Raw genomic sequence first — 24,513 nt, 5'->3', positions numbered from 1 at the left:
TTTTTTCCTTCATCAACCAAAATGTAACATATATCAATCTCTTAGAAAGGAGCCGCGGCATGAATGAATTGACACTAACTGAAGTTGAAGAAAAAATCGTCCAGCTTGTCATGAATAAGTTGTCTCTCAATGAGCAGCCAGGCCGGGATGATAGTTTAAAAGCTTTAGGATTAAATTCTGTCCAAATCGTCTCTTTTGTTATTTCATTAGAGGACACCTTTCATATTGCCTTTGAAGACGAAGAATTACATCCCGACCACTTCCGCACCTTAGATCGACTCTTCACTTTGGTTAAAAACAAACTGACTAAGACGCTGTAATCACCTGTGCCATAAATAAAGAGCGGTAAAGCGAGGAGGCTTCCATCAGCTCCTCATGAGTACCGCAGCTTTGAACAGCACCGCCTTCAAGTACATAGATCATATCTGCATTTTGTATGGTCGATAATCTGTGTGCAATAACAAGCAAGGTGCCGCCCCCTTTGGCATCATCTATCCCTTGTTGAACCTTCCTTTCTGTCTGCCGATCTAGCGCGGAGGTCGCCTCATCTAATATAAGTAAATCAGCCTGTTTTAAAAGTGCTCTGGCGATAGCTAAACGCTGTCTTTGTCCTCCTGATAGGGAAATCCCCCTCTCTCCAATGACTGTATCAAAACCTTTTTCAAGCCCTTTGATGAAGGAGAGAATTTGTGCAACTTCACAAGCCTGTTCAAGTTGTTCCTCGCTCACATCATTTAATCCCATGATTAAATTCAGGCGTATGGTGTCTGGGAAAAAATAAGGTTCTTGCGGAACAACGGCTATTCGCCTTAATAAATGAGATGGATTTATCTCTGATAGATCAATCCCATTCACTAAAATTCCCCCGCTATCTGGCTGGTAAAGTCCAAGTGTGAGCTTTGAGATTGTCGATTTCCCGCTGCCGCTCGCTCCAACAATCGCCACTTTCTTTCCCTTTGGAATATGAAGATTCAAGCCGTCTAAAGCGCCTTTAGAGGTTTGTTCATAAGAAAAGCAAACATCTTCAAACACCACGTCTTCTACAGCATCTATTCGTTTTGTTCCTTTTTCTTCGTTTTCCATTTGCAGCACTTCTGCGATTCGATGAACAGATGCACGCTGCTGGAAAAATTCAAATACATACTGGAATAACTCTTGATAACTCTTCATTAATTGAGATGCATATTGGTAAATGACGACAAATAAACCGATGGACATATTTCCTGCTGCTACTTGATATGTGCCAAACACTAGAACTGATAGTATCCCAAACCATTTCAATGGCTCTGTTAAAAAAAGAAGCTTGTTTTGAAACTTACCTTCTTTCATGACACGATCCATCATTTTGTTAAATAGCTTTTCATACAAACCGATTTCCCACTTGCGTCGATCAAATGCGACAACTTCTCTTGTGGAAGAAATTCCCTCTTCTACATGCACGAATAGGTCTGATTTTCTCTCCTGCACATCTTTTGCTATGTTTGTTGCCGTTTTCGCCATTTTTTTACCGATAATGAAATAACAAGTGCTTGCAAAGAGAAGCAAGAAAAATAAGACATAACTCACAGATAGTAAAACGATAGATAAAACAACGGCCATAAAAATTGTTTGGACAATTTTCGGTATATGTAAAGCAGCCGTGACAGCAACTGTCTTTACATCTTGATTAAGCTTGTGTAAATAAAAACTAACTGGGTGAATTTTATATGATCTCATGGATACTTGCTGAAGCTGATCTAACATCATTTTCTGCAATGAATGGTGGATGGTCAGATAGTTTTTATGCATCACATACGGGCTCGCCACAAACATCACAACATAGACAAGAAATATAATGGCAAACAGCATCAAGATCTGGGAAAAATGTGGACTGATACCACTATGCAAAAGAACATCATCAATGAGCCACTTTTGCAGTCCTATCATGGCTAAATTAGCTGCTGCTTCAATCAAAACGAGTAAAAGAGCAAGGAAGAGCATCCATTTTTGCCTTGTGATTAAAAGAAACAGCCAATTTTTTCTCATGTTACACCTGCCTCCTTTTCTGAGCGGTCAGACGCTAATTGGTAAAAATGCCCCTTTTTCCTCATCAATTCATAAAAAGATCCAGTCTCTAACACACAACCATCTTTTATAAAAATAATTCTGTCAAAATGTCTGACCGTTGATAAACGGTGTGCAACTGCAATGACAGTAGAATCCTTCAATGTTTGGTGTAATGCCTGCTGGACTTTTTGCTCACTGACATTGTCAAGAGATGCTGTGGCTTCGTCGAGTAATACAACACTTGGATTTTTAGCAAATAGCCTGGCAATCGCTATTTTTTGTTTTTGCCCGCCGGAAAGTTTTAATCCCCTTTCCCCGAGTATGGTGTCGTATCCATTTTCTAATTCTCTTATAAATGAATCACAGTCTGCTTTTTTTGCGGCTTCAATGATCTGTTGATCTGAAAGACTTGTATCTCCAAAACGAATATTGTCCTTTACACTCATATTGAATAAGAACGTTTCTTGAAAAACAAATCCCATCGCACCTCTTATTTGACTAGTAGGTAAATGGCGCAAATCTACCCCATTCAGTGTAATCATCCCAGCTGAGGGATCATAAAAGCGTCCCATTAGCTTAAGAAGTGATGTTTTCCCTCCGCCGCTCGTACCGACAAGCGCTACTTTTTCACCCTTCCGAATATGTAGATTCATCCCTTTTAATAAAGGAGGATGATTTGGATAATGAAAACTGACGTCATGAAACTCGATATCGCCTTCTACATGATCAAGGTGCACCGGCTGCTGAGGCTCTCTAATATCAGGTGTTTTTTTCATAAAATGATATAAAGGCTCAATTTGAAAGGTTAATATTCGTTGTTCTGTTAAAAGTGTGACAATGGAAGTAAGCATATGCATCGCTGAAAAATAATATAGGATATATGCTACAAAACCACCTGTCGTCAGCTGTCCAGTCTTTACAAGGTGGATACCAATACCAAAAGTGGCAATAGCGCCAATATAATAAGTCAGCCTGCGATTGCTTCCTCGTAAATAGGCGAAAAACACATTTTTCTCATGATCTTGGCGCACTTTTTCATGCAGTCGTTGAATTCGTTCCATATCCCATTTCATATAGCCTAAAATTCTAAGCTCTTCCATCGAAGCAAGACTTTCGTATAATTTTGTTTGTAGCGTGCGAAAACCTTCTGCACTTTGTCTACCGTAGATTGTTGCCTTTTTTTCAAGCCATGGTCCAAAGACATAGTAGAGAATAAAACTTGGAATGATGATGAGTGTGAGAAAAATAGAAATGTTTATCATAAAGTAAAGTGAGATGGCGATAAATAATGTCTGATTGATAAATTGTGGGAAGTATCGTCTGTAAATTTCTTGTACAGCTCGTGTCTGTGTGTTAACAAAGGAGAGTGTTTCACTAACAGAATGTTGTTCGTAGTATGAGAAACCAAGTTGACGAATTTGCTGGAAGGCAGCAAATTGTGAATCTCTTGAGGCTTGTTCAATTAATTTTCTTTGCCATAAATTTCGTGCGGCGGTCAGTATAATGCCAAGTACAATTAAGCCAGTCAGTCCTAACAATAAACCATTCATTTTTGAAAAGTCTTTTGCTGGCAAAATGGTCTCAATAAAATATTGAATAAATTTAGGTATTATGAGCTCACTCAAAGTAATAACGAAACCACTCATAATAACTAGAATCACTTTACCTGTATAAGGCTTTAAGAATGAAAGTGTCCATAAATAAACACGCCATAACTGCTTTGAACCCTTGTCGATTTGTTTCAATCCATCACCAGCCTTTTGCTCTTTTTCAACAAAAAACGGAATTTTTTTACATCTTTTTCGATCCTTGTTTGGATTATATAAAATGTTTTTAGTCATGACAATGTGTAATTTGTATCATTATAACAAAAAAGACAGTGACTTCCATCACTGCCTAATCGTCCTATATTTCACTGTTATCTAGTGATACGCGTATACCACTCAGGCTCTATTTCATTAAAATAATGATGATCTTTTAGCACATTTTCTAGTCTTTCAATCATCTCATCCATTTGACCCGGATCGAATTTAATGACCCACATAATCGATGAAAAGATACTCATTGCGACATAAACAGAGTAAAGCAGCCAAAAGTCATCTGGAATGTTCCCATCAAAATATCCATTGATTTGACCAGCCGAAAAGGCTTCACTAGTTTCTCTGCTGAAAAGAGCTACTTTATAAAAATCGTGAATGGGATCTCCCCAATCAAAATTGTTAAAATCAATAACACCTGCATATTTATTATTGTTTACTATAATGTTCCCTAAATGAAAATCATCGTGCTGAAATTGATTAGGCCTGCCTTTCACAATATCTATGTGCTTTGCAATAAACTGAGCCACTTTTTCATCCCCTTCAAGGGAGATACCGCTTTCCCGATAAGCCGTTAAATATCGATGATGCTTTTTCATGACACGATCTTCCCAAGGTTCGATGTGTGATGGTGCCGGATATTTATGCATATTTCGTAAATCTTGACCTGCACTTACCCCGAGAGCATACTGCTTTTCTTCAGTTAACTGACTCATGATTTCTTTTGCTTCCTGGCCTTCTATAAACGATAAAATATAGTACACTTGCTGTTTTGCTTCTAGAACACCGATGTCCACTGGATCAGCACACTGAACACCGTGACGTCTTAATTCATATAGCAGTTCAAACTGCGTCTTTATTTTGTCATACTGGTCTTGATCTGTGAATCGAAGGACATATTTTTCACCTGATACCGTAGTCATGACCCATTTTTCATCCCGAGAATACCCTTTATCAATCTGGTCTATGCTGACCGCTTCTTTTAATAAGGGAATGTGCTGCATAAGGTCTGTTTTATTCATGGATTGATTCATCCTTCCCAGTCTCTTTTCTTCTCACTCTACCAAATATTTCATTTGAATAGAATGATCAACAATTCCTATTTATGTCGAAACTGCTTTACAATGTTTTTCCATTCTAATATAGTTAATTTATGTAAATGATAGAAAATTTGTAAAAGGGAGCGTTGCAGATGAAAGAAACGACGGATGTCCTTTCACTTTCAAGTCAAGTAAAAGATTTGGTTCTGCGTTCTTTGGATGATAGCAGCAAGGTTTCTATTGGTGCAGATGAAGAATTAACAAATCACGGTCTCGATTCGATTAAAGCAGTTTCACTCATTTTGGAATTAGAAGAGGTTTTTGATATTCAATTTGCAGATGAGGAGTTACTAACAGAGCACTTTTCGACAATCAATAAAATTGTTCATCAGCTGCAAAACAAGTTAGCTGATTAATCTTTTTTGCATGAAAAAAAGGCATCTCTTTAAAAGACATGCCTTTTTTGTTTAAGCAGAAGGTACATCACCCGTCGGACTAATAAGCGAGAGCGCATAATCTTCTGTAAAGATGCGTTTAGATAAATTATTCACGCCGTCTAATGTGACGTGGTTGATTTCGTCAATAATTTCATCGAGTGTCCGATGTTTACCAAGGAGCAGTTCATTTTTACCGTTTCTGCTCATCTTGCTGTTTGTGCTTTCAAGGCTGAGCATAAGGTTGCCTTTCATTTGCTCTTTAGAGTTCTCTAGTTCTTTCTGCGTGATTCCCTCACGCTTTAAGACGTCTAATGTTTGTAAGATGGTCTCAGAGAGCAGGTTTAGCTGCTTCGCTCCAGTTCCGCCATAAATCGTCAGCATTCCATTATCTGCAAACGAACTGTGATAGCTGAAGACGGAATAAGCAAGTCCTTTGTCCTCTCTTACATCTTGGAATAATCGGCTGCTCATGCTTCCGCCAAGAACATTATTTAAGACGATTAAGTCATAGATGCCTTTATCTCCCGCTGGAAGGCCATTAAAGCCCAGGCATAGGTGCGCTTGTTCCGTTTCCTTTTTGCGTGTGAGCTTGTCATAATGAAATGCTGGAGCTTCGACAGGCTGCTTTTTCCCTTTTCCTTCATAAGAGCCAAATAGCTTTTCAACCTCACGAATAAAGGTCTCATCTACATTCCCTGCAACTGAGATCACGACGCGGTCCGGGGTATAGAATTCATCCATATATTTTCTAAGTGAGTCTCCGTTAAAGGTTGAGAGTGTTTCCTCTGTTCCTAAAATCGGATATCCTAATGAATGATCACCATAAATGGCTTTGCTTAATAAATCATGAACGATGTCATCAGGTGTATCCTCATACATTTTAATTTCTTCGTACACCACATTTTTTTCTTTTTTCAGCTCTTCTTCATCAAAAGCAGAGTGAAAGAACATGTCGCTTAATACATCGAGGGCGTAGCCAGCATGTGAATCAAGCACCTTTGCATAGTAGCAAGTGTATTCTTTTGATGTAAAGGCATTCACCTGACCACCAATGCGGTCAAAGGATTCTGCGATATCACGTGCAGATCTTGTCTTTGTCCCTTTAAAGAACATATGCTCTAAAAAGTGTGAGATCCCATTAATTTCAGGTGTCTCATGTCTAGAGCCTGTTCCAATCCAGACGCCAATTGCGACAGACCTTACAGTGGGATTGTTTTCGAGTACAATTCTTACTCCGTTTTGGCAAGTATACGTTTTGACCAAGTTTTGCTCCTCCTATTCAACAAACAGATCGCATCACGGATGTCTTTTTTCACTTAGGAGGTCAGAAACCGTCCCTAATTCATATCCTCTTTCCTTGATTTGAGTGATAAGTGCGTCAAGACTTTTCGCCGTTGCATCTGTTGGATGCATTAATATCATCGCCCCATTGTGAATTTTCCCAAGCACCCGCTTTTGTAAAACAGCCGGGGATGGTTTTTGCCAGTCGATGGTGTCTACTGTCCACATAATGGTTTCCATGCCTTCTTGTTTGGCAAGCTTGACTGTTTCATCTTTAAAGCTGCCGCTTGGAGGCGCAAACCATTTTGGTTTCTTCCCAAGGGATTCTTCAATTTGGCGATTTGTTTTCGTTATCTGCTCTAATGCTCGTTCTCTTGTCAGTGTGCGCATATCTGGGTGATTGTATGAATGATTTCCAATTTCATGGCCATCTGCCACGATTTTTTTAGCAAGCTCTGTGCTTTTTTTCACCCATTTGCCCTCTAAGAAAAAGGTCGCCTTTACTTGATGCTTTTCCAGCGTCTTTAACATGTTGATTAAATGCTCGTCACCCCAAGCTACGTTGATGAGGAATGCATTCATTTTTTTATCTGGATGGCCTTTATAAATTGGCTCAGCACCAAGTTCATGTAAATGAATAGATGGTTTTGTTTCATTCAAAACAAGCAGCTTTTCATCGAATGACCCCTGTTTCTTCATTTTTTCATAAGAGGCATCGATATCAACTGTCTGTCCATTTAAGCCAGGTATCTTTTTCCACACTTTATCAATCTTAGCATTTTGCGCCTTTACTTCATAGTCAGAAGACTTCGATTCAATCTCCTGATATAAAATATCTTTGGAAACAGATGCTACCTCGGCATGCTCTTTCATTGATTCAATATATGTAACAGCAGCCGGCTGCTTCATCGTTTGATATGACACGAGCAGTAAAAATACAAACACAATGAATGGTAACGTTTTTTTCAATGGTTGTCCCTCCCCTTTACCACAAATTATGATGGGGAGAAACAAGCTAGAACTATTGTTAGCGCAAGAAAAGAAAGAAGCCTGGCACGGATACCTGGCTTCTAACACATTTTATTTGATCTCATTAAGACTGCTTTTCTTCTTTTTCCTTTTCTTCACGTAAAACAGCTTTCCGAGAAAGGTTCACACGGCCTTGTTTATCGATTTCAGTGACTTTGACAAGTAATTCATCGCCAAGTTTCACAACATCTTCTACTTTGCCCACACGCTCAAGCGCAAGCTCAGAAATATGAACAAGTCCATCTTTTCCGCTGAAGATTTCAAGGAAGGCACCGAATTTTTCAATGCGTTTGACTTTACCTAGGTAAAGCTGTCCTACTTCAACTTCTCTCACAAGATCTTCAATGATTTTCTTCGCTTTTTGGTTCATATCTTCTTCTGTAGAAGAAATAAAGATTGTACCATCTTGTTCAATATCGATTTTTACACCGGTATCTTCAATGATTTTATTGATTTGTTTACCGCTTGGTCCAATAACATCGCGAATTTTATCTGGATTGATTGTCATCGTTAAGATTTTTGGTGCATAACGAGACAATTCTCCTCTAGAAGCAGGAATCGTTGACAACATGCTGTCTAGGATTTCCATTCTTCCTTTTTTCGCTTGTTGAAGAGCCTCTTCTAAGATGTCTTTTGATAGACCATCGATTTTGATGTCCATTTGAAGGGCTGTGACACCTTTTGATGTACCTGCAACTTTAAAGTCCATATCTCCAAGTGCATCTTCCATTCCTTGAATGTCTGTCAGTACTGTGTAATATTCCCCTGATTTCACAAGTCCCATTGCAATCCCTGCAACTGGTGCTTTAATTGGAACACCCGCATCCATCATCGCAAGTGTGCTTGCGCAAATACTTGCTTGTGAAGTAGACCCGTTTGATTCTAATACCTCTGAAACAAGGCGAACCGTATAAGGGAAATCTTTTTCGGATGGAATCACAGGTTCTAGTGCACGTTCACCTAGTGCGCCATGTCCAATCTCACGGCGGCCTGGACCACGCATTGGACCTGTCTCACCAACACTGAATTGCGGGAAGTTGTAATGGTGCATGAAGCGTTTTGATTCTTCAACACCTAGACCATCAAGAATTTGCACATCGCCAAGTGCACCTAATGTACAAATACTGAGCGCCTGTGTTTGTCCTCTTGTAAATAAGCCTGAACCGTGCGTTCTTGGCAGGAGTCCTACTTCTGAAGAAAGTGGACGGATTTGATCTACACCGCGTCCATCTGGACGTACTTTCTCTTCAGTGATCAGACGGCGAACTTCGTTTTTGACAAGCTTATTTAATACATCTTTCGCTTGTTTAATCGTTGCTTCGTCACGTTCTTCTGCTTCAAACTTCTCGACTACAGCTTTTTTCACAGCACTGATTGCATCCTCACGCGCATGCTTCTCATGTACTTGAATCGCTTTCAGCAGGTCTGCTTCAGCAAGGGCTTTTACTTCGTCTGCTAACGTTTGATCTACTTCATATAAAGGAATGTCGATTTTTTCTTTACCGACTGCCTTCACAATTTCTTCTTGGAATTCAATTAAGCGTTTGATTTCTTGGTGACCGTACATGATCGCTTCAAGCATTGTTTCTTCCGGTACTTCATCAGCACCAGCTTCTACCATGTTGATCGCATCTTTTGTTCCAGCAACTACAAGATTGATGTCACTTTGCTCAAGCTGCTCCACATTTGGGTTAATGATCAGCTTTCCATCCACTCGTCCTACTGTAACGCCGGCGATTGGTCCCTCAAATGGAATGTCAGACACACATAAAGCTAAAGATGAGCCAAACATTGCAGCCATTTCAGATGAGCAATCTTGATCCACACTCATGACGATGCTAATAACTTGTACTTCGTTTCTAAATCCATCTGCAAACAGCGGACGAATTGGTCTGTCAATTAAGCGGCTCGCAAGGATAGCCTTTTCACTTGGGCGGCCTTCTCTTTTAATGAAGCCGCCAGGAATTTTACCTACTGCGTATAGTCTTTCTTCGTAGTTCACAGTGAGCGGGAAGAAATCAAGTGGTTTTGGTTCTTTAGAAGCTGTTGCTGAGCTAAGCACAGCCGTATCTCCGTAGCGTACGAGGACCGCTCCGTTTGCTTGCTTTGCAAGCTGGCCAGTTTCAACAGTCAGTTGACGTCCAGCCCAGTCTATGGTGAAGACATGTTTCTCTTGTCCCATTCTGAGATAAACTCCTCTCTTATCGTAAAGTTTTAGTTAGTTCTTATTATGAACAAAATGATTTTCACATATCAATGTGAAAGCTGTATGTAGAAGGGTTTTTGCCATTCTTTCAACATTTTAACCATAAAATATTAGTGATTATACGATAAAAAAGCGGGAATCCTCCCGCTTTTTACGATTATCGACGTAAGCCTAGTTTGTTAATTAACTCACGGTAACGAGTTACGTCTTTATTACGTAGATACGTAAGAAGATTACGACGTCTACCTACCATTTTCAAAAGACCGCGACGTGAGTGGTGATCTTTCTTATGAGTACGTAAATGCTCGTTCAAGTTGTTAATTGATTCTGTTAGGACAGCGATCTGAACTTCTGGAGATCCAGTATCAGATTCGTGTGTTTTGAACTCATTAATTAATTGCGTTTTACGCTCTTGAGTAATTGCCATCCTGTTTCACCTCCAAATCATGTTAGCCCCATCTACCTCGCAACCGTCGGTGAAGTCGGTTTGCCAAGTAAGTGGTTTTAAAGCTACAGGAATAATCATACTAAAAATATGCTGAATTTGCAAATGGTAGAGCAGTTTTTCTATGATTTTTTTGTTTGTTTGAGCTGATCTTGAAAAAACTGAATCGCTTCTTCTTTATCTTGACTGATTTGAGCCGTCAGCTCCTGGATTCCGTTAAATTTTCGTTCACTGCGAATGCGCTTGAACCATTGTAATTTAATCGGCTGGCCATAGATTTCTTCGTTAAAATCAAAAAGGTTTACTTCAATGGCAGGCTGATCAGGACGCTTTTCATAGAATGTTGGTTTATAGCCAACGTTGCAAACGCCGTCATATTCTTTGCCTTTCACTTCTGCTCTTACTGCATATACCCCTGTTGGCGGAATAATGTATTCAGCTGATAAGCCGACATTAGCTGTCGGAAAACCGATCGTCCGTCCGCGTTTGTCTCCATGGATGACAATACCGCGAAGCTGATAAGGTTTTCCTAATAGCTCGCTCACATATTCAACATCCCCATTTTTTAATGCGGAACGGATGAGAGTAGAGCTGACTTTTCGGTCTTGATTGGACAGCTTAGGTACAATAGTTGCCGTGATACGCCCTTTTCCGTATTCATCGAACGTTTCCATTGTGCCTGCACCAAAACGGCCAAACGTAAAATCAAACCCCGCTACTGCGTGCTTCACATTCAATTCATCCAAATATTGATCCACAAACTCTTGAGGAGATAGAGCTGCAAAGCTCTCGCTGAATTGTACGATGTATAAATAGTCAGCGCCCAGCTGCTTGATAAAATCAATTTTATCCTCAAGCGGTGTAATTAAGTCTTTTGGTTCCCGTGCCTTTTGCAAAACATGTGAAGGATGCGGGTGGAATGTCATGACCGCTAAGGCCAATCCTTCTTTTTTCGCAATGCTTTTTGCTTCGTCAATGACTTTTTGATGCCCGAGGTGAACACCGTCAAAGTACCCTAAAGCCATGACAGACGGGACTTGATCCTTTTGATTCAATGTATGTGGGTGTGAAATATGTATAGTCTTCACGAGATGTCACCTTTTCTTTAAGATTGCTTGTCCTGAGATAAGATCTTCGCCGGCTTCATCAGGTTCTGTTTGGTCGGGTGCTTCATATATATCGCCAGACAACGACCTGAAGGAGCAAATACAGCGACACGATCCTCCTCTGCGAAATGAGCAAATTCATCAGGCATTGGCAGGACTGCACCGTTTTCCACTTTACTTGCTAATGTATCATTTATCTCCCATTTCGGCAAATGATTGAGCGCACGCTCGATCGGGACAAGGTGCTCATCTACAGTTCCTTCCTCGCTTATCTCTCGCAGCTCATCCAGCGTGATACATTCATCAAGTGTAAAATCACCAGATCCTGTACGAATGAGATGTGACATGTGGGCTGGAAACCCTAGTTTCTTACCGATATCAACCGCTAAAGTTCTCACATATGTTCCCTTTGAGCATAGTACGGTGAATCTAAATGACACCCTGCCATCCTCATATGTGACAGGTGTAGTCCGCTCGATACGGTGAATGGTAATTTCACGGCTTGGCCGTTCAATTTCAATGCCTTCTCTAGCATATTCATAGAGCTTTTTCCCGCCAATTTTCACAGCAGAAAACATGGGAGGAATTTGTTCAATGGTTCCTTCAAACTGCTTCAGCGCTGCATCAATGTCTTTTTCTGAGATCGGTTTTTCCACTTTTTTTTCTTCTACGATCTCACCTGTCTGGTCTTCTGTTGTTGTAGAAAAACCAATCGTGATTTCTGCATCATATGTTTTCGATTTATCTGTTAAGTATTCTACAATCTTCGTTGCTCTTCCGATACAAATAGGCAGAACACCTGAAACCTCTGGGTCGAGGGTGCCTGTATGTCCGACTTTTTTTGTGTGCAAAATTTTTCTTACCTTAAACACACAGTCGTGGGAGGTCATACCTCTTTCTTTATGTAATAAAAGAACACCATTTATCATCTGCGTTCTCTCCTTTCATAAACGATGAAAAAGGACAGACGATCATCGCCTATCCTTATTTCAACGTCTTATTCGTGATCTTTTGTGTTTAATTCAGCAATCAGGCTTTCAATTCGGTTTCCGTAATCCACGGATTCATCGAATTCAAAATGCAGTTCTGGTGTTTTGCGAAGTCTAATTCGATTGCCAATTTCAGAGCGGATGTACCCTTTAGCCTTTGCAAGGCCTTTTAAGGTTTCCTCTCTTTTCTTCTCGTCGCCAAGAACAGAAATGTAGACTTTGGCAATTTGCAAATCACCGGATACTTCGACATCGGTTACAGTCAAAAAGCCGATTCTTGGATCTTTTAGCTTTCTGCCTAGAATGTCGCCCAATTCTTTTTTCATTTGCTCACCCACACGGGTTGCTCTCATACTCATGATCTTATCACCTCTAATTAAAACCACTCAGTTTTCGTGATCGTTCGTTCAATTTCTGGAAAAGAATCGATAAAGCTTAATACACGCTGAAGTTCCTTTTCCACTTGAACCCGAGATGAGGAAATCACGGCGATTCCAATTGATGTACGCTGCCATGTATCCTGGTAATCCATTTCAGCAATGGTTACATTGAATTTATGACGCGTTCTTGTCAATATACGCTGAAGAACCGCACGTTTTTCCTTCAGTGAGGATGCATCATAGATCATGCACTCACATTCGGTATAACCGATCATTTTCTTTCGATTTCTTGCATAACGAATGATTCCATAACATCACCTTCACGGATATCATTGTATTTCTTAATGGTAATACCACATTCATAGCCTTGTGAAACTTCTTTCACATCATCTTTAAATCGTTTTAATACGTCAACTTCGCCTTCGAAAATAACGACGCCGTCACGGATTAAGCGGATTCCGCTATCTCTTGTAATCGTTCCTTCAGTTACATAGCCACCCGCAATTGTACCGATTTTAGATACTTTGAACGTTTGACGAACTTCAACTTGACCGATGACTTTTTCTTCATATTCAGGGTCAAGCATTCCTTTCATCGCTGCTTCAATTTCATCGATGACTTTATAGATAATACGGTGCAAGCGAATATCAACGTTTTCAGTCTCAGCTGTGCTCTTCGCATTTCCATCAGGACGTACGTTAAAGCCGATCACGATGGCATTAGAAGCACTTGCTAAAATGATATCTGATTCTGTAATCGCTCCAACACCCGTATGGATGATTTTCACTTTTACGCCTTCGACTTCAATTTTTTGTAGAGCTGCCGTTAATGCTTCAGCAGAGCCTTGCACGTCTGCTTTCACGATCAAGTTAATATCTTTTACGTCACCTTGTTTGATTTGCTCAAATAGGTCGTCTAGAGATAATTTTGCTTTGTCTGAACGCTGTTCGTCCAGCTGTTTAGAAGCACGCGCCTCACCAACTTGACGAGCTGTTTTTTCATCTTTGAATACGAGGAACTGATCCCCTGCATTCGGTACATCGTTTAAACCAGTGATTTCAACAGGTGTAGATGGTCCTGCTGTTTTCACGCGGCGGCCGATATCATTGACCATTGCACGTACACGGCCAAATGTATTTCCGACAACGATTGGGTCACCTACTTGAAGGGTACCTGTTTGAACAAGAAGGGTTGCAACAGAACCTCTTCCTTTATCAAGCTCAGCCTCGATAACAGTCCCTTTTGCCGCACGATTTGGGTTGGCTTTCAATTCTGCTACTTCGCTGACAAGAAGGATCATTTCGATCAATTCGTCAATGCCTTCACCTGTTTTTGCAGATAGTGGCACGAAGATCGTTTCCCCGCCCCAAGCTTCTGGTACAAGACCATGCTCAGTTAATTCCTGCATCACGCGGTCAGGGTTTGCTGTTGGTTTGTCAATTTTATTGACAGCGACAATGATTGGCACTTCTGCCGCTTTCGCATGGTTAATCGCTTCAATTGTTTGCGGCATGACACCATCATCTGCTGCAACAACCAGAATTGTCGTATCGGTTACTTCGGCACCACGTGCACGCATCGTTGTAAATGCTGCGTGTCCAGGTGTATCAAGGAACGTAATTTTTTTGCCGTTTTCTTCGATTTGGTATGCACCGATATGCTGCGTAATTCCACCTGCTTCGCCTTCGACGACTTTTGTCTTACGAATGCTGTCAAGAAGAGTTGTTTTCCCGTGGTCAACGTGTCCCATGATCGTTACAACTGGAGGGCGTACTTGCATATCTTCTTCTTTATCTTCAACTTCATACTTTTCAAGTTCAGTTTCTTCTAAAATAATGACTTCCTCTACTGGAACACCATATTCAGAAGCGATTAATTCAACTGTATCTTTGTCAAGTTCTTGGTTGATCGTTGCCATAACACCAAGCATCATCAGCTTTTTGATGATTTCAGCTGTTTCTTTTCCAAGCTCATCAGCCAGCTGGCCGACGGTCATTGAATTTGTAAATTCAATTTTTTCAGGAAGCTCTTTTTTAGGCTTCACAGGTCTAGCTTGCTGATGCTGCGGTTTGTTATTTCCACCGCGTTTATTTTTGTTTTTATTTTGGTTGTTGTTTTTTTTGTTTTTATTAAATTGATTATTCTGCACGTCATTCTTCTTTCTATCATTGTTTTTGTTAGATGATTGTTTTTTTTGTTCTGCGGGTTTCTCGTTAGCTGTCTCTTTTGCTTTGGCTTTTTTATAGATAGCGTCTAGCTTTTTCACAGTGTCGTCTTCAAGCGTCGCCATGTGGTTGTTCACTTCCACATTCATATCCTTAAGCGCTGCTATAATATCTTTACTTGAAACATCTATGGCTTTTGCGTATTCATATACTCTCACTTTAGCCATTCGTTCACCCCCAAATAAATTAATCGAGCAAGCTTATGAGCTTCTTAGCGAAGCCTTGGTCAGTGACAGCGACAACTACGCGAGCTTCTTTCCCAATAGAACGTCCGAGAACGGAACGGTCTTCAACTTTTCTAACCGGAACATTATAAAATTTGCATTTGTCAGATACCTTTTTTTCTGTGTTAGGTGAGGCATCTGCTGCAAGAAGAACCAGCTTGGCACGCGCATGTCTAATTTCTTTGATCACCAGATCTTCTCCTGACACGACTTTACGAGCTCGATTTGCTAGACCAAGCAAAGGATACCATTCAGATTCATTCATTAGGTTTTTTCACCTTTTCAGCTAGTTCTAGTAATTCTTCAAATATGTGTTCGTCAATCTGTGTCTGAAATTGCTGCTGTAAACTGCGTTTGTTCTTTGCCGCAAGAATGGTTTCTTTATCGAGAGAAAGGTAAGCTCCGCGTCCGTTCATTTTTCCGGTAGCGTCAACAGACACTTCTCCTTCTTTCGAACGAACAACACGGATCAGTTCTTTCTTTGGTTTCATTTCTCCCGTCACGACGCATTTTCTAAGCGGGATTTTTTTTCGGCTTTTCACCTTTTATATCACCTCTTATTCGTCAGATTCCTCAGCTACTGGTTCAGCCTCTAAGAAAAGAGATTCAGAGTCTTCAGTTCTTGGGAAAATACCGAGTTCCCTTGCATCTGTTTCGCTTTTAATGTCAATTTTCCAGCTGGTCAGCTTTGCTGCAAGACGAGCATTTTGACCTCTTTTACCAATCGCTAATGACAGCTGATAATCAGGGACAATGACTGTTGTCGCCTTGTCTTCTTCATTCACAATGACATCAAGTACTTTTGATGGACTCAGCGCATTGGCAACAAATTCAACCGGGTCATTAGACCAATGGACAATGTCAATTTTTTCGCCTTTTAGCTCATTGACAATTGCTTGTACACGCTGACCTTTTGGTCCAACACAGGAGCCAACTGGATCAACATCAGGATCATCTGTACGAACAGATATTTTAGAACGGTCTCCAGCTTCTCTAGCAACCGATTTAAGCTCTACAGTACCATCATAAATTTCTGGTACTTCAATTTCAAATAAACGCTTTAAAAGACCTGGATGTGTTCTAGACACATAAATTTGTGGTCCTTTTGTTGTTTTTTCTACTTTTGTAATGAACACTTTAATGCGGTCATGTGGTTTGTATTCTTCATTTGGCATTTGTTCATTGACAGGAAGAAGGGCTTCGATTTTGCCAAGTGACACGTAAATGAATTTACTGTCAATTCGCTGAACGATTCCCGTCATAATGTCTTCCTCGCGGTCGATAAACTCAGTGTAGATCACACCACGCTCTGCTTCTCTCACTCGCTGCGTCACAACTTGTTTCGCTGTCTGAGCTGCAATGCGTCCGAAGTCTTTTGGTGTGACTTCAATCTCAACGACGTCACCCACCATGTAATTCGGGTTAATATTGGCTGCATCATCTACAGAGATTTCAAGGCGAGAATCATACACTTCATCTACAACATCTTTTCTTGCGAACACACGAATCGTTCCCGTTTCGCGGTTTAAATCAACACGAACATTTTGTGCTTGATTAAAATTACGCTTATATGCAGAAATGAGTGCAGCTTCTATCGCTTCAATTATAATTTCTTTACTAATACCCTTCTCTTTCTCAAGAACAGTCAGGGCATCTAACAACTCACTACTCATTTTTATGGTTCCCCCTTATATCAATGAAAAGGTTAATTGAACGAAACTGCTAATCTTGCGTTAGCTATTTTTTCGTATGGAATATTGATCTCTTTCTTTCTTGTCTTGATCTTCACTGTCACTGTTGCAATCTCACCATCAAAGCTTGTAAGCTCACCTTCAAATGCTTTTTCACCATCAATTGGTTCATATGTTTTCATGAAAACATTTTTTCCAAGTGCTTTTTCAAAATCAGCTTTTTTCTTTAATGGGCGCTCCGCTCCAGGAGAGGACACTTCAAGAAAGTAGTTTTGGCTAATCGGATCTGCCTCATCAAGCTTTTCGCTCAAGGCTTCGCTCACTTTGGCACACTCTTCGATATCGACACCTTTATCAGAGTCAATAAACACGCGAAGGAACCAGTTTTGACCCTCTTTGACAAATTCAACATCAACGAGTTCAAGCTGTAAGCCATCTAAAATTGGCTGCACCATTTCGCTTACGACATCCACTACTTTTTTGCTCATTCTCTTCCTCCTTGTGCTTTCGATAAACGCTCTTATCAATCATTCTGCATAAAAACCCTGCTTTATGTGAGCAGGGGGAGCAGAAAACGGATGAATAATGTCGAGACAAAAATTGCCTGTTCAATACAAAAGAGCGGGTTTCCCCACTCTTGTCTCGGTAATCGTTAGCATTTCCATAAAAACTATACCATATCCAATTTTTTTATGCAAATGAAGTTCCTTATTCAGCAAGCATTCATCATCGGTTTTTTTCATTCATTCTTTTCGCATGTTCACTGATAAGTGCTGCCTCCCTGCTCCCTTTTATGATGCGGAATCCGTCATAATCCGGATAGAGCGAGTCATCGTCCTGAATGCTTGTTAAAATCCAAAATTGACTGCCAGCACCTCCAAGCCGCTCTACCGCTGACAGCCAGCTTTGATATACGTCGGGACGAGCTGATTGATTTTGGTAGCCAAACTCTTCTAACACAACTGGTTTTCCGATTGAATTTCCGCGGGTGATATGGTCTTCGATCCATTTCACTCCCCAGACAGCCGACTTGTTCCAGTGATCTGGGTACAAATGATAGGTTCCATAATCGATATTAGGAAGAGATGTTAGACGGTCCCAATCGACGCCTTCCCCTCCTCCGTAAAACCAATCTTCATGTCCTGGAATACGAAAGAATCCTTCATCTCCTACTGCAACAAGATGGTGACGATCAAGCGATTTGATCCATGTACTCATTTCATCTGCCCATTTGACTAGTACATTTCCCGTTGGATCTGACTGCATCCGCGGCTCGTTGGCTAATTCCCACGTCATAATAGCTGGATCGTCTTTATATTGAACACCTGTATACGTATTGGTTCTTTCTAATACATAGCGGACATAATTTTTGTAAGCCTTTTGAATACGAGGATCTGTATAAAAGGCATCATGCGATCCTGCCCCGAACCACTTCACATATTGATTCATACCGCCGAAGTCATCCCAATTATTCACTAGTGGGATGACAAGCTTTATTCCTTCCTGGCCTGCTTTATAAATCGCATAATCTAGTTTTTGAAAACCCGATTCTTCATAGACGCCTGGACTAGATTGTAAGACTGAGTTTTCTTGAGGGACCCCGTCGTGAAAGCCCCAAATCCGTATGACCTTTAAATTCATTGCTTTCATATCATCGAACACAGCATCTACCATTTTTTTAGATTTGTAATGGAAATAGTAATTATTTGTGCCGGCGAAGTAAAATGGTTGATTGTTCAGCGTAAATTGTGTACCAGACGTCTGCACATAAGCGGCGGCCTTAATCGTAAGCGAAAACCAGCCAGACCATATAGCGGCTATAAGTATGAAGCAAGATACTCTTTGAGCCCACTTTTTCATTTACATTCTCCTCACAATCTATCTCTATCCTTCTTGAGGCAGGATCACGTCTAGTTGAAACGGTGTTTGTTCATTTGAATCAAGTTCAATCGTCTGCTGTTTCAACATTTTACTTTCTTTACCGATTCGAATCTCATATGTTCCATGAAATGCTGGGCATCTCACATGGCCATGATCATCTGTTTTTTCAACTCTTTGGGTCGTCCACTCATTTAGAAGCTTTTCATAACGTCTTCCTGCTTCATTTAAAGACCAATCATAATTCACGATGGCTGCATTTTCCCCTCTCCAATGGGCACCTGCCCAAAATCCCCACATCAGCACACCTTTTACGGCTGGATGACTAAATGCAACGCGATATAAAGCTTCCAGGTTATCCGCTCTTCTATTAGGGTCAGGGTGAACAGAGTCGTACTCTGTGACCCATATTGGAAGACCAAGCTCAGCAAGCACATCGAGTCTCTCTTTGACAATGACTGGATCAACCCGTTCTTCAAAATGGCCTTGAACTCCAATCGCCTCAATAGGTGCGCCTAACTGACGCAGTTCATTGATATGCGCTTTATAGGCATGGTGTTCACCATATGAGATGACATTATAATCATTTACAAACAATAGTGCTTGAGGGTCAATTTTTTTCGTTTCTTCATACATCCACTTCCAAATATTTTTCCCAAAGCGATCTTTAAAAAATGAACCATGCATCATTTCATTGTTTACATCCCAATGACGGAATTTTCCCTTAAAGTGATTGCCCGCATGCTCAAGCCGGTTTTTCATGGCTTCATATACTTCGTGATTTGGCAGTGACCTCAGCCAGCTTGGATTCGCATCCTCTACCTCCCAAAACAAAGCGTGCCCCCTCACTGGAAGCTGATGTCGATCTGCAAAATTCAGCATCGCATCTGCTTTTTCGTAGGTGATTCTCCCTCTTTGTGGCTCATTCGCATACCATTTCGCCTCATTTTCAAAAACAGCCCAATTAAAATACTTCACGAAAAAATCAGCATATTGTTGATTAAATAACACTTGGTCATTCATAGCTGAACCAAAAGCGAATTCATGCCTGATTTGCTTAATTTCAATCTCTATACCTGCTATTGGCTTTTTATCGCCGTTTGTTACGTTGATCACAAGATCTCTTTGTCTATGCTCTGAGATTCGATCATCCGCCTCTTTTTTCCACATCAGATTGTCCTGTCCATTTTCGCCTCTATTGAATGAATGATGAAGAAAACTTCTTTCTTTGACCATATAAACTCACCCTTATCTTCATTGGATTCTTGATATTTTCTATTCAAACTGCCGGCTAGAAGCCGACAGCTTGAATTTGACCTTTGATCTCTTAGTTGATCAGACGATGATATTCAGCATAGGCAGTGGCCATATCCACTTGAGACCAGAAGCGGTGATAAGTGAAAACTGGTGCGCCATTCTCCCATTTGCCTGTAGCTTCATTAAATGAAGACTGATATTTACTTTCGAGTGAAGACCACGCTGGATCTTGTTTAATCTTCGGACGAAGGTCAGCAAAACTCGTATAGACCCCATTCCCTCCTCGCTGCGGGTCAGAAGGAACGGTGCTGGCTCCAGGAATCTGATTTCCTTGACCAAATGTCCCATTCCATCCATTTGGGAAATACACTTCTTTTCTAAAGAAACGGTCATAGTCTTCTCTATCTTCCTCGGTCACTATGCCGACGCCATCATTGTAATTCCATGCAACCTCTAGGAGCTGCGCGGCTGCATCTTTCGCTCTTGCACCAAGCGCTGTATAATCACCTGTTTCCAGCTTGGTGGCTGCAGCAAAGAAAATCAAAGCTTTGGCAAGACTCCCTAATACGCCTGTATCCTGAGTTGGATCTTTTGTGACAGCTGTTAAATTTGGATTTCCTGTTGCAGACTGGAACCCATTCCAAGTATCAGGCTGTCCGCTCCAAGCAATATTTCCAGGAAGCCAAAACTCTCCAGGCGCACTTGTTGTAGCAACCGAAACATTTGTTCCTCCTAGAATTCTCTGTCCTTGCTCATCTAAGAAATAACCCTCTTCATCCGACACAGGACGGCTGCCGATAAAAATGTAATCTAATGCATAGTTGACCCATTTTGTTATGGCAGATTTGGCCATTTGGACATTTTCAGATGTTTTGTCGCCATCTTTGACAAAAATATAATAAAGCTCTGCTACGCGCTCCATTGGCCACGCCTGCATTCCAAACCAGTTATTTGATGGCGGATCAAGGTAAACAGGCGCATCTTCATATGCCATATCGTAAAAAGTACTTCTTCCCGCCGGATAAGCGCTATAGTCTCCATTCCAGCTATTGGTTGCGCCTCCTGCTATGGCTCCTTCTTTCGATTGAAGCCATACGTAAAATTCAAGCTGTCTCTTTAAAGTTTTTTCCCAATCGCTTGCTCCGGTAGCAGAAGATGGCTTTAAGCCTCCTTTATCTGAGGATAAAGCATAAGCGGCGACAGGATTTTGATATCCCTGATGACAATGGCTCGCTCCGATACGCCATGACCAGTTTGCATACTCCCCAAGTCCTCCGCCCCAAGAGGTATACCAAGCCATTAAGTAATGACAGGCACCCTTTCCGTTTCCAGGATACGGATTCCCCTGCTTCCCGCTTCCAATCGTTTGAAAATATTTATCGTACATACCGTAACGGAGGAAATCCCCCATTTTTTTCGCTTTATCAAGATAAGCTGACTGATTATAGCCGAGCTCCTTCGCCCAATACATCGCTTGTATCGCACGTGCATCAGCATCTGTTGCATTCGTATAACGCCACTGAGCAGCTGGAGCTTGATTTTCTTTTGTGAACAAGCTCATAAAGCCTTCATTCGGCTTACCAAAAGATTTATCGTCCTGTGATGGATGAGGGATGGACTCCCATACAGATTCCTGTGGACCACGCTGGAATGTGTTCACATATGCGGCTGTATGTGATGGGTTGAGCAAGTTCCCATAGCCATACCAGTTATCTACGTCAAGGAGCCAGTGCATTAAATACGTTTCATTCGAGCCATAGGTTGATTTTAATTCACCATCAATTGGATCTTGACCAGCAGGACGGGCACCGGTTAATTGGCTTGGGTATTGATCCGGAAATGGTTTCTCTGCTGCGTATGTGGCTGGACTGGACGGATTATAAGCATTCATATGCGGCTGCTCATCATGCCCATCTTCATTGACTGGGATGATGTACTTCTCCATATTGTCCCAAGCTGCCTCTAATTTGCTCCAATCCCCTGTGTAATGTCCGTACAGCACCTCAAGCCATAGCCAATAGCTATACGCTTCTGAAGTTGTCATATGTCCGTAATCAGGCGCTTCGCAAATGAGCGTCTCGATTGAATGATACGGAATTCCTTCTGGTGAAAAATATCCATTCGCATCGCTTTTGATTTGATGATAAAGCGTTAAAAACCGTTCTTTATTTGACAAGACCTTCACCCTTTCAATAAAATCGTTGATTTTTATTTATCTGGAAGTGTGCCAAATACTAAAGCACCATCGTCAAAGACAGGAATCTTCGTTGTTTTTTGCATAGTGGATGTTAATCCTTGATAGGAATAATCATTTGAGGCATCCCATATATTCGATCCATTTGGAGCAGATATTCGAAATTGTATTTCCTTCTTATGCTCAGATTCTCCTCTAGGAGAAATAGCTACTCCGGTAAAATCGATTTCTGCAAAATAGACGCGGGCTGATGCGTCATATACCTTTAAAGGCGATAAGGAAGCGCCTTCATTGTAGGCTGCTGTCACCTGAATATCCTTTTCAGTCAATCCCTTTGCAAAGACCTCGCTCAGATTAACGTAATATCTGAAGGAGAGTGTTTGACTGGTTCTTGCCGGCCAGCCGGACCTGTTGTACAGCACTGCTTTCACTTGAGTAGATGTTGTATCGTTATGCATCACAGCTGCCTCTACAAAAAACTCATCCTCCACCTGTTCTTTAGGCGGGAAATTTGGCAGCTTTGATTGGCCTTGACCAAAGAGCTGCACCATTTTGGCGATATTTCCAGTAAAGGCGGCATTATAATCAGTCGCCACTTCGTTAGATACATAATCAGAGATGTCATCGTCATATTGATCCTGTGCATTAGGGCCTCCAACAAGCGCTCCATAAAGTGTGTGCCGGTGATTTGGAGGGTTTGTCAGCTGGTTAGACCATGAGCCATGTGCAGTACGATGGTGCGGGTGCTTCGGCGGATTCTGGCCAAACCCAACGACGTAGCTTCTATTCAGCGGATTATCACCTAACATATAGTGAGTTTGCTTGATCGCAAACGATTGGTATCGATTCTTCTTGTCTTGATCAGATACCCAATCAGCATAAACAAAGGCTAAAAATGCTGCATTGGCGGCATAACGAAGTGAACCCCATTGATCTAGCCATGCCAAACCGCCAGGCGTATAGGTGATTCTTTCTACTTTTCCATTTTGAACAAGACCTGTGGTCCAGTAATCAAGATTGCGCTCAGTGGATTCTATAAATCTGTTCTCTTTCGTGATTCTTGCAAGTAAGATTTGTGAAGCAAAAAAAGTATTGTCCCATGACATGGTAAACGTATAATCCCAATCCTCCGGCCATTCCTCTACCGCTTTTAATGCTTGGTTTAAATAAGTTTCTTCATTTGTCGCCAAGTACAGCCAGATTCCGCCCCAAATAAGTTCGTCAACATAGCCGCTCCAGGAGTTGTAAAATGGCTGCGCATTTGTGACACAATCTGAATATTTGCCGCGATACCTGTCAGCAAATGCATATAGCTGTTTGGCGTGCGTCAAAAGCTTTGCTGCATAAGACGCATCTGTTTCTTTAAAAATGATAGAACCTGCTGCTAAAGCCGCAGCAGTTTGTGCAGCTACTTCTGTTCCAGGACAATGTTCATCAATTTTAAAAGCTGGCCGGTTCATCGGCATCACTTCTGCTGGTCCCCACCAAGCATGATCAGCGTTTCCATCACCTACTTGCGCCCAAAATTCATTCGGTCCTGTATGTGCTTTCAAGAAATAATCCGTTGCCCACTTGATTTGATCTAGTATCTCATCAAGCAGCTCCGCCTCTTCATAAGCTTCCCGATATTCATATACTGTCCATGCAAGCACGGCTGCTGAGTAAGCCATCGGAAGTCCAAATTTCACATGATCTCCTGCATCATACCAGCCGCCAGTTAAGTCATGCCCAACATCCTTCCCGTCCTCTAGTCCAGAATCTCCCCGCCAGTTAAGGCGATTACTTTCCGGAAGCCGGCCTGACCGCTGCGCTTCATAAAAAAGCATGGATTTTTGTAAAACCTCTACATAGTTGTAAGATGCCATTTCTCTATTGCTCACCCCTTCTTTTTAGTGAAACATTGATCAATAGACGCACCGCCTCCTTTTGATACTTCGTTTCGTGATCTGTACAGTTTTGAAAAGAATCAAATATGTTTCAAAAATAAGCATAGTAAACAGCAATCAGCCTTACGCTCATCGAAGTTTTCTCTTGATTCTCCTTCTGACTGTACCCAGAATGATCATATGTCGCTTGAGAACATTTCAGACGGCGAAATTCTCTTTTGAGCTCTATTTGGGTAGAAAGAATGACATACAATCTCTTCTCTTAAAACATCACGCTAAATCAAGATATATGAATGGATATGAAAATAATTCCATTTGGTGAAAAATCTTTATTAGTTAACATAATAATATTATTGTATATATAGAAAAGAACGCCCTTTTA

Annotated in this window: 22 protein-coding genes; 2 read left to right on the top strand and 20 right to left on the bottom strand. The window is 41.1% G+C overall.

Annotated elements, in window-relative coordinates; genetic code table 11:
• Positions 1 to 59: 59 nt before the first annotated feature.
• Complete coding sequence (locus tag C9414_RS11745) at positions 60 to 320, top strand: acyl carrier protein (RefSeq protein WP_165585039.1); 261 nt, start codon at positions 60 to 62, stop codon at positions 318 to 320.
• Here C9414_RS11745 and C9414_RS11740 read toward each other — a convergent pair.
• The 3 genes from C9414_RS11740 to C9414_RS11730 form a co-directional block, all read right to left on the bottom strand.
• Complete coding sequence (locus tag C9414_RS11740; RefSeq protein WP_107163677.1) at positions 307 to 2,025, bottom strand: ABC transporter ATP-binding protein; 1,719 nt, start codon at positions 2,023 to 2,025, stop codon at positions 307 to 309. The two genes, C9414_RS11745 and C9414_RS11740, sit on opposite strands and share 14 nt — an antisense overlap.
• Entirely contained in the window at positions 2,022 to 3,791 is a 1,770-nt protein-coding gene (locus tag C9414_RS11735) for an ABC transporter ATP-binding protein (protein WP_181286138.1), read from the bottom strand. The genes C9414_RS11740 and C9414_RS11735 overlap by 4 nt, the downstream gene beginning before the upstream one ends.
• Positions 3,792 to 3,964: 173 nt before the next feature.
• The gene (locus C9414_RS11730; protein ID WP_224928287.1) at positions 3,965 to 4,885 is read right to left on the bottom strand and encodes an aminoglycoside phosphotransferase family protein; all 921 of its coding nucleotides are present in this window, start codon (positions 4,883 to 4,885) and stop codon (positions 3,965 to 3,967) included.
• A 170-nt stretch (positions 4,886 to 5,055) separates the two neighbouring features.
• On the opposite strand from C9414_RS11730, the gene C9414_RS11725 reads away from it, so the two are divergent.
• Positions 5,056 to 5,319, top strand: a complete 264-nt coding sequence (locus C9414_RS11725; RefSeq protein ID WP_048654556.1) for an acyl carrier protein — start codon at positions 5,056 to 5,058, stop codon at positions 5,317 to 5,319.
• Positions 5,320 to 5,370: 51 nt separating this feature from the next.
• Here C9414_RS11725 and C9414_RS11720 read toward each other — a convergent pair whose 3' ends face one another.
• The 17 genes from C9414_RS11720 to C9414_RS11635 all read right to left on the bottom strand — a co-directional run bounded on the left by C9414_RS11720 (position 5,371) and on the right by C9414_RS11635 (position 24,110).
• Positions 5,371 to 6,603, bottom strand: a complete 1,233-nt coding sequence (locus C9414_RS11720; protein ID WP_107163675.1) for a M16 family metallopeptidase — start codon at positions 6,601 to 6,603, stop codon at positions 5,371 to 5,373.
• A gap of 33 nt (positions 6,604 to 6,636) precedes the next feature.
• Positions 6,637 to 7,590, bottom strand: a complete 954-nt coding sequence (locus C9414_RS11715) for a polysaccharide deacetylase family protein (protein ID WP_047202193.1) — start codon at positions 7,588 to 7,590, stop codon at positions 6,637 to 6,639.
• Between the two features lie 124 nt (positions 7,591 to 7,714).
• Positions 7,715 to 9,832, bottom strand: a complete 2,118-nt coding sequence (pnp, locus tag C9414_RS11710) for a polyribonucleotide nucleotidyltransferase (protein WP_024424134.1) — start codon at positions 9,830 to 9,832, stop codon at positions 7,715 to 7,717.
• 181 nt (positions 9,833 to 10,013) lie between these two features.
• Entirely contained in the window at positions 10,014 to 10,283 is a 270-nt protein-coding gene (gene rpsO, locus C9414_RS11705; protein WP_008354438.1) for a 30S ribosomal protein S15, read from the bottom strand.
• Between the two features lie 140 nt (positions 10,284 to 10,423).
• The gene (gene ribF / locus C9414_RS11700; RefSeq protein WP_047202192.1) at positions 10,424 to 11,389 is read right to left on the bottom strand and encodes a bifunctional riboflavin kinase/FAD synthetase; all 966 of its coding nucleotides are present in this window, start codon (positions 11,387 to 11,389) and stop codon (positions 10,424 to 10,426) included.
• Between the two features lie 17 nt (positions 11,390 to 11,406).
• A complete protein-coding gene (truB, locus tag C9414_RS11695) occupies positions 11,407 to 12,336 on the bottom strand; it encodes a tRNA pseudouridine(55) synthase TruB (protein WP_107163674.1) in 930 nt (309 codons plus the stop codon).
• A 68-nt stretch (positions 12,337 to 12,404) separates the two neighbouring features.
• Positions 12,405 to 12,755 carry a 30S ribosome-binding factor RbfA gene (rbfA, locus tag C9414_RS11690; RefSeq protein ID WP_007499525.1) on the bottom strand — a complete coding sequence of 117 codons (351 nt, stop codon included), beginning with the start codon at positions 12,753 to 12,755 and terminating at the stop codon, positions 12,405 to 12,407.
• Positions 12,756 to 12,772: 17 nt separating this feature from the next.
• Positions 12,773 to 13,051, bottom strand: coding sequence for a DUF503 domain-containing protein (locus C9414_RS11685; protein ID WP_024424137.1), 279 nt, complete (start codon positions 13,049 to 13,051; stop codon positions 12,773 to 12,775).
• Entirely contained in the window at positions 13,048 to 15,168 is a 2,121-nt protein-coding gene (gene infB, locus C9414_RS11680; RefSeq protein WP_047202190.1) for a translation initiation factor IF-2, read from the bottom strand. The genes C9414_RS11685 and infB overlap by 4 nt, the downstream gene beginning before the upstream one ends.
• A gap of 19 nt (positions 15,169 to 15,187) precedes the next feature.
• A complete protein-coding gene (locus C9414_RS11675) occupies positions 15,188 to 15,490 on the bottom strand; it encodes a YlxQ family RNA-binding protein (protein WP_039178647.1) in 303 nt (100 codons plus the stop codon).
• Complete coding sequence (gene rnpM, locus C9414_RS11670; RefSeq protein ID WP_024424139.1) at positions 15,483 to 15,767, bottom strand: RNase P modulator RnpM; 285 nt, start codon at positions 15,765 to 15,767, stop codon at positions 15,483 to 15,485. Before rnpM ends, C9414_RS11675 begins: the two co-directional genes overlap by 8 nt.
• 15 nt (positions 15,768 to 15,782) lie before the next feature.
• On the bottom strand, positions 15,783 to 16,898 hold the full coding sequence (gene nusA, locus C9414_RS11665; RefSeq protein WP_024424140.1) for a transcription termination factor NusA: 1,116 nt from the start codon (positions 16,896 to 16,898) through the stop codon (positions 15,783 to 15,785).
• Positions 16,899 to 16,930: 32 nt separating this feature from the next.
• Positions 16,931 to 17,404 carry a ribosome maturation factor RimP gene (gene rimP, locus C9414_RS11660; protein WP_003211398.1) on the bottom strand — a complete coding sequence of 158 codons (474 nt, stop codon included), beginning with the start codon at positions 17,402 to 17,404 and terminating at the stop codon, positions 16,931 to 16,933.
• Between the two features lie 238 nt (positions 17,405 to 17,642).
• A complete protein-coding gene (locus tag C9414_RS11650) occupies positions 17,643 to 18,776 on the bottom strand; it encodes a glycoside hydrolase 5 family protein (RefSeq protein ID WP_047202178.1) in 1,134 nt (377 codons plus the stop codon).
• A gap of 24 nt (positions 18,777 to 18,800) precedes the next feature.
• Positions 18,801 to 20,030 carry an endo-1,4-beta-xylanase gene (locus tag C9414_RS11645; protein WP_107163673.1) on the bottom strand — a complete coding sequence of 410 codons (1,230 nt, stop codon included), beginning with the start codon at positions 20,028 to 20,030 and terminating at the stop codon, positions 18,801 to 18,803.
• Positions 20,031 to 20,121: 91 nt separating this feature from the next.
• On the bottom strand, positions 20,122 to 22,227 hold the full coding sequence (locus tag C9414_RS11640; protein WP_047202176.1) for a glycoside hydrolase family 48 protein: 2,106 nt from the start codon (positions 22,225 to 22,227) through the stop codon (positions 20,122 to 20,124).
• Between the two features lie 32 nt (positions 22,228 to 22,259).
• A complete protein-coding gene (locus C9414_RS11635; RefSeq protein WP_107163672.1) occupies positions 22,260 to 24,110 on the bottom strand; it encodes a glycoside hydrolase family 9 protein in 1,851 nt (616 codons plus the stop codon).
• Positions 24,111 to 24,513 lie beyond the last annotated feature (403 nt).

This window comes from Bacillus sp. Nf3 (assembly GCF_003028545.1).
Taxonomy (GTDB): Bacteria; Bacillota; Bacilli; order Bacillales; family Bacillaceae; genus Bacillus; species Bacillus safensis.
Note: the sequence above shows the minus strand (reverse complement) of the source record. Positions and strands in the feature narration are given on the sequence as shown.

Bases quoted from the DNA above. Each gene is read 5' to 3' on its own strand.
- C9414_RS11650 (WP_047202178.1), bottom strand. From the start codon at position 18,776: ATGAAAAAGTGGGCTCAAAGAGTATCTTGCTTCATACTTATAGCCGCT.
- C9414_RS11635 (WP_107163672.1), bottom strand. From the start codon at position 24,110: ATGGCATCTTACAACTATGTAGAGGTTTTACAAAAATCCATGCTTTTT.
- C9414_RS11675 (WP_039178647.1), bottom strand. From the start codon at position 15,490: ATGAATGAATCTGAATGGTATCCTTTGCTTGGTCTAGCAAATCGAGCT.
- C9414_RS11725 (WP_048654556.1), top strand. From the start codon at position 5,056: ATGAAAGAAACGACGGATGTCCTTTCACTTTCAAGTCAAGTAAAAGAT.
- C9414_RS11745 (WP_165585039.1), top strand. From the start codon at position 60: ATGAATGAATTGACACTAACTGAAGTTGAAGAAAAAATCGTCCAGCTT.
- pnp (WP_024424134.1), bottom strand. From the start codon at position 9,832: ATGGGACAAGAGAAACATGTCTTCACCATAGACTGGGCTGGACGTCAA.
- infB (WP_047202190.1), bottom strand. From the start codon at position 15,168: ATGGCTAAAGTGAGAGTATATGAATACGCAAAAGCCATAGATGTTTCA.
- C9414_RS11740 (WP_107163677.1), bottom strand. From the start codon at position 2,025: ATGAGAAAAAATTGGCTGTTTCTTTTAATCACAAGGCAAAAATGGATG.
- truB (WP_107163674.1), bottom strand. From the start codon at position 12,336: ATGATAAATGGTGTTCTTTTATTACATAAAGAAAGAGGTATGACCTCC.
- C9414_RS11730 (WP_224928287.1), bottom strand. From the start codon at position 4,885: ATGAATAAAACAGACCTTATGCAGCACATTCCCTTATTAAAAGAAGCG.
- rbfA (WP_007499525.1), bottom strand. From the start codon at position 12,755: ATGAGTATGAGAGCAACCCGTGTGGGTGAGCAAATGAAAAAAGAATTG.
- rimP (WP_003211398.1), bottom strand. From the start codon at position 17,404: ATGAGCAAAAAAGTAGTGGATGTCGTAAGCGAAATGGTGCAGCCAATT.
- C9414_RS11645 (WP_107163673.1), bottom strand. From the start codon at position 20,030: ATGGTCAAAGAAAGAAGTTTTCTTCATCATTCATTCAATAGAGGCGAA.
- nusA (WP_024424140.1), bottom strand. From the start codon at position 16,898: ATGAGTAGTGAGTTGTTAGATGCCCTGACTGTTCTTGAGAAAGAGAAG.
- C9414_RS11685 (WP_024424137.1), bottom strand. From the start codon at position 13,051: ATGATCGGTTATACCGAATGTGAGTGCATGATCTATGATGCATCCTCA.
- rpsO (WP_008354438.1), bottom strand. From the start codon at position 10,283: ATGGCAATTACTCAAGAGCGTAAAACGCAATTAATTAATGAGTTCAAA.